7 protein-coding genes are annotated in these 7,277 nt (G+C 57.2%); 4 read left to right on the plus strand and 3 right to left on the minus strand.

The window, feature by feature from the left end; translation table 11 throughout:
• Nucleotides 1-166: 166 nt before the first annotated feature.
• On the minus strand, nt 167-634 hold the full coding sequence (locus KOE80_RS19950) for a peroxiredoxin (RefSeq protein WP_088450767.1): 468 nt from the start codon (nt 632-634) through the stop codon (nt 167-169).
• Nucleotides 631-1,074, minus strand: a complete 444-nt coding sequence (locus tag KOE80_RS19955) for an Mth938-like domain-containing protein (RefSeq protein WP_115634067.1) — start codon at nt 1,072-1,074, stop codon at nt 631-633. The genes KOE80_RS19950 and KOE80_RS19955 overlap by 4 nt, the downstream gene beginning before the upstream one ends.
• Nucleotides 1,075-1,241: 167 nt before the next feature.
• Between KOE80_RS19955 and alaC the strand changes: the two genes are divergently transcribed.
• From alaC to speG, 4 genes are all read left to right on the plus strand, one after another.
• On the plus strand, nt 1,242-2,429 hold the full coding sequence (gene alaC, locus KOE80_RS19960) for an alanine transaminase (protein WP_026484343.1): 1,188 nt from the start codon (nt 1,242-1,244) through the stop codon (nt 2,427-2,429).
• Nucleotides 2,426-3,724, plus strand: coding sequence for a homoserine dehydrogenase (locus KOE80_RS19965; protein ID WP_022983573.1), 1,299 nt, complete (start codon nt 2,426-2,428; stop codon nt 3,722-3,724). Before alaC ends, KOE80_RS19965 begins: the two co-directional genes overlap by 4 nt.
• Nucleotides 3,724-5,133 (plus strand): threonine synthase, encoded by a 1,410-nt coding sequence (gene thrC / locus KOE80_RS19970; protein WP_060185754.1) that lies wholly within the window; start codon nt 3,724-3,726, stop codon nt 5,131-5,133. Before KOE80_RS19965 ends, thrC begins: the two co-directional genes overlap by 1 nt.
• Nucleotides 5,134-5,444: 311 nt before the next feature.
• Complete coding sequence (gene speG, locus KOE80_RS19975) at nt 5,445-6,002, plus strand: spermidine N1-acetyltransferase (protein ID WP_009461630.1); 558 nt, start codon at nt 5,445-5,447, stop codon at nt 6,000-6,002.
• A gap of 16 nt (nt 6,003-6,018) precedes the next feature.
• Here speG and hpnE read toward each other — a convergent pair.
• The coding region (gene hpnE / locus KOE80_RS19980) for a hydroxysqualene dehydroxylase HpnE (protein WP_226349828.1) at nt 6,019-7,277 on the minus strand (1,259 nt) is incomplete at its 5' end.

Genomic DNA, 7,277 nt, shown 5'->3' on the forward strand with positions numbered 1-7,277 from the left:
GGCGGGGGGAGTGTCGGGTTCGTCTAGTGGTACGGGTGGATCGGCAAGGATGACACTGTCATCTTTTTCGCTAAGCAGGGTTCCCAGCTTGGTGGGCAACGTTGGTAGCGGCATATAACACGTACTCCTGGTTGTGTGCCGACCTGCAAGTCGGCACGGTAAGGTTTCAGGCGGCTTGCTGAACAGCCTGTAATACAGCTTGGACGTGGCCGGGCACTTTGATGCCACGCCATTCTTGAATCAACACACCTTGGGCGTCGATCAAAAAGGTGCTGCGCTCGATGCCACGTACCTGTTTACCGTACATGTTTTTCATTTTCATGACCCCAAACAGTTCGCACAAGCGCTCTTCGGTGTCGGCAAGCAAAGGGAAAGTCAGGGCTTGCTTGTCGATAAAACGTTCGTGCGAACTGAGCGAGTCGCGCGAAACGCCAATGATTTGCGCGCCTGCAGCCTGAAATTCGGTCAGGGCATCGCGGAAATTCTGGGACTCGGTGGTGCAGCCCGGCGTGTTGTCTTTGGGGTAAAAGTACAACACTGTCATTTTTCCTTTCAGGTCAGCGGCGCTGAACTCGCCCTGGGTGGAGGGCACGGAAAAGTCGGGGATGGGGGCACCAATTTGTAGGGCTGTCATGCTTTTTCCTGTATGAGTAAGGCGGCGACAACTTTGCGGCCTTCGGACATGAGGATATTGTAGGTTCTGGCGGCGGCCTGGGTATCCATGATTTCCACACCTATGCCCCACTGCAGCAGCTCCTGCGTGACAGCCGGGTGCAGAAAGTGTTGGCGCTGGCCAGTCCCAATCAAGATCAATTCGGGGGCGTTGTCAGGGCGCGCCGGTGGGGCGTCGTCCAGAAAGGCCATGGGGTCTTGCTTGACCGATTCCAGTCCGGCAATCCGGCGCAGCAACGGGGCTGTCAGCTCGGTTGCGCTTTGAATGGCCAGGTCCTGCACAGGACCTTCAGGGCTAAAGAAGATGGAATGATCGTGGTTTTGAAAGTTGATTGCCACATAGTCCTCACCGTAAGCGGTGATGGCATTCATGGCTGGATTGTGTTCGCGTTGCAGTTGCACGATGAGTCTCTCCCGTTACAGGGTCGATGATAGCGCAAAGAGTCAGGGACGATGCGGCACCTGATCTGTTTGCAGTGATTCTCAGTAAGTCAATCATGGATTAAACTCTTTGATTTACTTCGCACCTTTTGGTTTGGGTCTTCGCTGTTTTCTTCTCAAGGAATGTCATGATTCGCTTTCCGCGCATCGAGCGTTTGCCGCCTTACGTGTTCAACATTACAGGCGAGCTGAAAATGGCCGCCCGCCGTCGTGGCGAGGACATTATCGACATGTCCATGGGGAACCCGGACGGCGCGACACCGGCGCACATCGTGGAAAAGCTGGTCGAGGCGGCCACCCGCCCGGACACTCATGGTTATTCTGTCTCCAAAGGCATTCCGCGTCTGCGCCGAGCCGTGACCAATTGGTACGAGCGCCGCTACAATGTGCACTTGGATCCTGATAGTGAAGCGATCGTTACCATCGGTTCCAAAGAAGGTCTGGCCCACTTGATGCTGGCAACCCTGGACAAGGGCGACACCGTTCTGGTGCCCAACCCCAGCTACCCGATTCATATATATGGTGCCGTCATTGCCGGCGCGAATATCCGTTCGGTGCCCATGGTCCCCGGCGTGGACTTTTTCGAGGAAATCGAAAAAGCCGTGCGGGAGTCCATTCCCAAGCCCAAAATGATGATTCTGGGTTTTCCCAGCAATCCGACGGCCCAGTGTGTGGAACTGTCCTTTTTTGAGCGTATTGTGGCGCTGGCACGCGAGCACAATATTCTGGTGGTGCACGATCTGGCCTATGCCGACATTACCTTTGACGGCTACGTGGCCCCCTCCATCATGCAGGTGGAAGGTGCGCGCGATGTCGCAGTCGAGTTTTTTACCATGAGCAAAAGCTACAATATGGCCGGCTGGCGTATTGGCTTCATGGTGGGGAACGAGTCCTTGGTCAATGCCCTGGCACGTATCAAGAGCTATCACGACTACGGTACCTTCACACCGATTCAGGTGGCCGCCATTGCGGCGCTGGAAGGACCACAAGATTGTGTCAGCGAGGTGGTGGAGCAGTACCGCCGCCGTCGCGACGTATTGGCCAAGGGCCTGCATGAAGCAGGCTGGATGGTCGATGTCCCCAAGGCATCAATGTATATCTGGGCCAAGATTCCCGAGTTCTACAAGGACATCGGTTCGCTGGAGTTTGCCAAGCGCTTACTGAGCGATGCCAAAGTAGCCGTATCCCCCGGCATCGGCTTTGGTGAGTATGGCGACAATTATGTGCGCTTTGCGCTGATCGAAAACGAGCAACGTACCCGTCAGGCGGTACGCGGCATCAAAGAAATGTTCCGTAAGGACGGATTTGTTCAATGAGTCCTATCAAAGTAGGTTTGCTGGGTTTGGGTGTGGTTGGCAGCGGCACCTGGAACGTATTGAAACGCAATGCAGATGAAATCGCTCGCCGCGCCGGTCGCCGTATTGAGGTGGTCGCTATTGCTGTGCGTGACCTGGAAAAGGCACGTGCGCTGGTTGGGGACGAGGTCACCCTGACCACAGACGGCATGGATGTGGTGCGCAACCCCGAGATCGATATTGTGGTCGAGCTGGTGGGTGGCGACACCCTGGCACGCGAGTGGGTCATGGAAGCCATTGCCCAGGGCAAGCACGTGGTCACCGCCAACAAGGCGCTGCTGGCCAAGCATGGCAACAAGATTTTTGCCGCTGCTCACGAGCGTAGCGTCATGGTGGCCTTCGAAGCCGCTGTGGCCGGTGGTATTCCTATCATCAAGGCAATTCGCGAAGGCCTGACGGCCAACCGTATTCAGTGGCTGGCCGGCATTATCAACGGCACCACCAACTACATCCTGTCCGAAATGCGCAACCGTGGTGTCAGCTTTGCTGAAGCCCTGGCCGATGCCCAGCGTCTGGGTTACGCCGAAGCCGATCCTACTTTCGACATTGAAGGTGTGGATGCTGCGCACAAGCTGAGCCTGCTGGCCTCCCTGGCCTTTGGTATCCCCGTGCAATTTAGCAAGGCTCACGTGGAAGGCATTACCAGCCTGGCACTGGAAGACCTGCAACACGCACAACGCCTGGGCTACAACATCAAGCTGCTGGGTATTACCCGCGCCCGTGAGGAAGGTATCGAACTGCGCGTACACCCCACACTGGTTCCACTGCAAAGCATGCTGGCCAATGTCCAAGGTGCCATGAACGCGGTGCTGGTGCATGGCGATGCCGTGGGCCAAACCGTTTACTACGGTGCCGGTGCCGGCGCCTTGCCAACCGCCTCGGCGGTGGTGGCGGACCTGGTGGATGTGACCCGTCTGCAAACGGCAGAACCGGAACATCGCGTGCCTTACCTGGCCTTCCAGCACAACGCCATGTCCGATACGCCCATCCTGCCTATGGATGAAGTGGTGTCCTCGTACTACCTGCGTTTGCGTGTGGATGACCGTCCTGGTGTTCTGGCTGATGTGGCTCGCATTCTGGCGCAAGCCTCGATCTCGATCGGTTCCATGTTCCAGGAGCCAGCCGGTGAACAGGCTGACATCATCTTCCTGACGCATGAAGCGCGTGAAGGTGCCATTAATGGCGCGATCAGCCAGATTCAGAATCTACCCTTTGTACAGTCTGCCGTGACCCGTTTGCGCGTGGAGAACCTGTAATGAATTACATCTCTACCCGTGGCGGCATGAAGGCCCAGCCATTTTCGGACATCTTGCTGGAAGGCCTGGCTCCGGATGGCGGTTTGGCCATGCCAGAGAGCTACCCTCAAGTCAGTGCAGAAACGCTGGAGTCCTGGCGCGCCCTGAGCTACCCCGAACTGGCCGCCAAAGTGCTGGGCCTGTTTGTCACCGATATTCCGGCTGATGAACTGTCCGCCTTGACGGCACGTGCTTATGCCCCCGGCGTGTTCGACAGCGAGCAGGTGGTACCGGTCAAGGAACTGGAACCCGGTTTCTCCTTGCTGGGCTTGTCCCAAGGCCCAACCCTGGCTTTTAAAGACATGGCCATGCAGTTCCTGGGCCAGGTTTTCGAATACGTGCTGACACAGCGCAACAGCACCTTGAACATTGTGGGTGCCACGTCCGGCGACACTGGGTCGGCGGCTGAATACGCCTTGCGCGGCAAGCGTGGCGTCAGCGTGTTCATGCTCTCGCCTTACGGTCGCATGAGTGCTTTCCAACGCGCTCAGATGTACTCCTTGCAAGACGAAAACATCCACAACCTGTCGGTGAAAGGTGTGTTCGATGATTGCCAGGACATCGTCAAGGCCTTGGCGGGTGATCTGGAGTTCAAGTCCAAATGGCATTTGGGCGCCGTGAACTCCATTAACTGGGCCCGCATTTCGGCTCAGGTGGTGTACTACTTCTGGGGCTGGCTGCGAAGCACCAGCCAGGCGGGTCAGAAAGTCTCTTTTGCCGTTCCTTCGGGTAACTTCGGCAATATTCTGTCGGGCCACATTGCTCGTCAGATGGGGCTGCCTATCGCCAAGCTGGTTCTGGCCACCAACGAAAACAACGTGCTGGAAGAATTCTTCCGCACCGGTATTTATCGTCCCCGTGGTTCCGAGCAAACTTACGCCACGTCCAGCCCATCCATGGACATTTCCCGCGCCTCCAACTTCGAGCGCTTTGTGTTTGATCTGCTGGGCCGTGATGGTAGCAAGGTCAAGGCATTGTGGGAGCAGCTGGCCAAAGAAGGCCAATTCGACCTGAGCGAGCATCTGCCACGCTTCCAGGAAGAGTTCGGCTTTGTGGCTGGTGCCAGCTCGCACCAGGATCGTCTGAACACCATTGCTCAGGTGAACAAGCAGTACCAGACTCTGATCGACCCGCACACGGCAGACGCCGTCAAGGTGGCTCAGAACTTCCGCGAAGAAGGCATCCCCATGCTGGTGCTGGAAACCGCGCTGCCTGCCAAGTTCTCCGAGACAATCGAAGAAGCGATTGGTCAGCCCGCTCCGGTGCCTGCGCACCTGACCGGTCTGGCAGACTTGCCACAGAAGGTGGTGGTGATGGATTCGGATGTAGCTCAAGTACGTCGCTACATCGAGGAACACGCCCCAACCTGATGCCCGCTACCTGCGCTAGCTCCGGGCTGGCGCAGCCATAGCGGCCAGGTAGTAGTTTCAAACCCCGATTTTGATATTCCTGCTGGCCTGACTGATGTTCAGTTTGCTATGCAGGAAAGCAGAAATCGGGGTTTTTGCGTTTTTGGCCGGTTTTGCCGCAAGACTGGTCGGGCTGCGGTTTTGCAGCCGACTGAACTTTTTCTATCAGGCCTTCATCAAAAACACACGATATGCGGGCATGATGTCTATGGCCTTTGGTATAGGCAGATAGGCGGCTCGTCTATCGAACATAGAGAAAGGATAGAAAAATCATGAGTAAAACGACTCACGTTAAATTACGCCCGCTGGAGCGCGAAGACTTGCGCTTTGTGCATTTGCTGGACAATAACGCCAGCGTGATGCGCTACTGGTTCGAGGAACCTTACGAAACCTATGGCGAGCTGGCGGCTCTGTACGATGAGCATATTCACGATCAGCGTGAACGTCGTTTCGTTGTGGAGTGGGAAGGGCAGCCGTCCGGCGTGGTGGAACTGGTGGAAATTGATTATGTACATCGCCGGGCAGAGTTCCAGATCATTATTGCGCCGGAGTTCCAGGGCAAGGGCATTGCCTCGCGGGCGACCAAGCTGGCTATCGAGTACGGCTTTGGGGTGCTGAACCTGTACAAGATCGTGCTGATTGTGGACAAGGAAAACCACAAGGCCATCCACATTTATCAGAAGTTTGGTTTTCAGGTGGAAGGCGAGCTCAAGCACGAATTCTTCATTAACGGCCAATATCGGGATGTGGTGCGCATGTGCCTGTTTCAATCGGAGTTTCTGGCCGCTCATAAGCCTGCGCAGACTTTGCTGACACCGTCGGCGCAGTAGTGCTCAGTCGTGGCCCTTACAGATGCGCGGCTTTCAGCCCGCTGCGCACAGCGCCTTCCAGCACACCGGGGTAGCCGGTATCGGTCCAGTCGCCTGCCAGGCGAATAGCTGGCCAAGGTGTCGCTACCGAAGGGCGACGCAGACCGGGCACAGCCGCAAACGTGGCCCGTTTTTCGATAATCAGCTCGCTGGCCCGTATGGCAGGCATGGCTTTCAGGTGCCGGGTCTGGCTGCGTACCTGCTTGATGATCGCGGCAATGGCTTGCTCGCGGTCCAGCGCTTGCAGGCGCACAGCATCGCTGATGACGATCCCCACCAGCGTTTCACCGCTGCCCGGTTTCAGGGCGCTGTGATCAAACAGCCATTGGCCACCACTGCCGCTTTTATCGTCCAGCATCAACATGGAATGGGGCAGATTCCAGGCCTGTTCCAATTCCAGATACAGGGTGGCAATAGGGATGTAGCTGAAGGCTTCCAGATCGGCCAGCAGTTGTTCGCTGGCCGGGCTGCTGGGTAGGCTATGCAGCAGGCGCGCAGCCTGGACGGGAGGGCAGGCCACAATGGCTGCATCAAACTGCAGGCCGTCAATTTGTACACCTGACTCTGTCAGTTCCAGTCTTTGTACTCTGTGGCCCAGCTGTAGCTGAATGTCACGCAGGGCGGGCTCGCACCAGAGCTGGCTTAAATCCATCAAGGGAATCAAGGTTTGGCTGGCTTGCCGGGGACCGCCCAGGCTGTCGCGCAAGACATGGGCAAATAGTTGGGCGCAGGCTTGCTCAATGGGCGTGTTCATGGCCGCCACGCAGAGCGGCTGCCAGAACAAACGGATGACCTGGCTGTCTTGCTGATGCTGCTCCAGGAGCTGCAAAACCGTCAGACCATCCGGGGTGCGCCATTGCTGTTTCATCAGCCAGCGGCAAAAACGTGCCAGCTTGATTTTCTGCGACCAGCTCAGGCCCTGGGCGCCCAGCAGGCCAGTCAATAAATGGAAGGGGGCAGGCAAGGGGCGATTGCGCAGGCGAAAGCGCCCATCGGCCGAGATGACGTCCAGATCCTTGCGTTCCAGACGGGATGCTTCGTCCAGCCCGATTTCTCCCATCAAACCCAGAATGACGGAGTAGGCGCCCAGCATGATGTGCTGGCCATTATCGGTATCACGCCCCAGATTGGGGCTGTGGATGCGGCGGGCACGCCCGCCTATATGGCGCGAGGCTTCAAAGACACTGACCTGATGGCCTTGCGTCTTCAGCCGCCAGGCTGCAGCACAGCCCGCCC

Source organism: Alcaligenes sp. 13f (genome assembly GCF_020496585.1).
Lineage (GTDB): Bacteria > Pseudomonadota > Gammaproteobacteria > Burkholderiales > Burkholderiaceae_B > Alcaligenes > Alcaligenes phenolicus.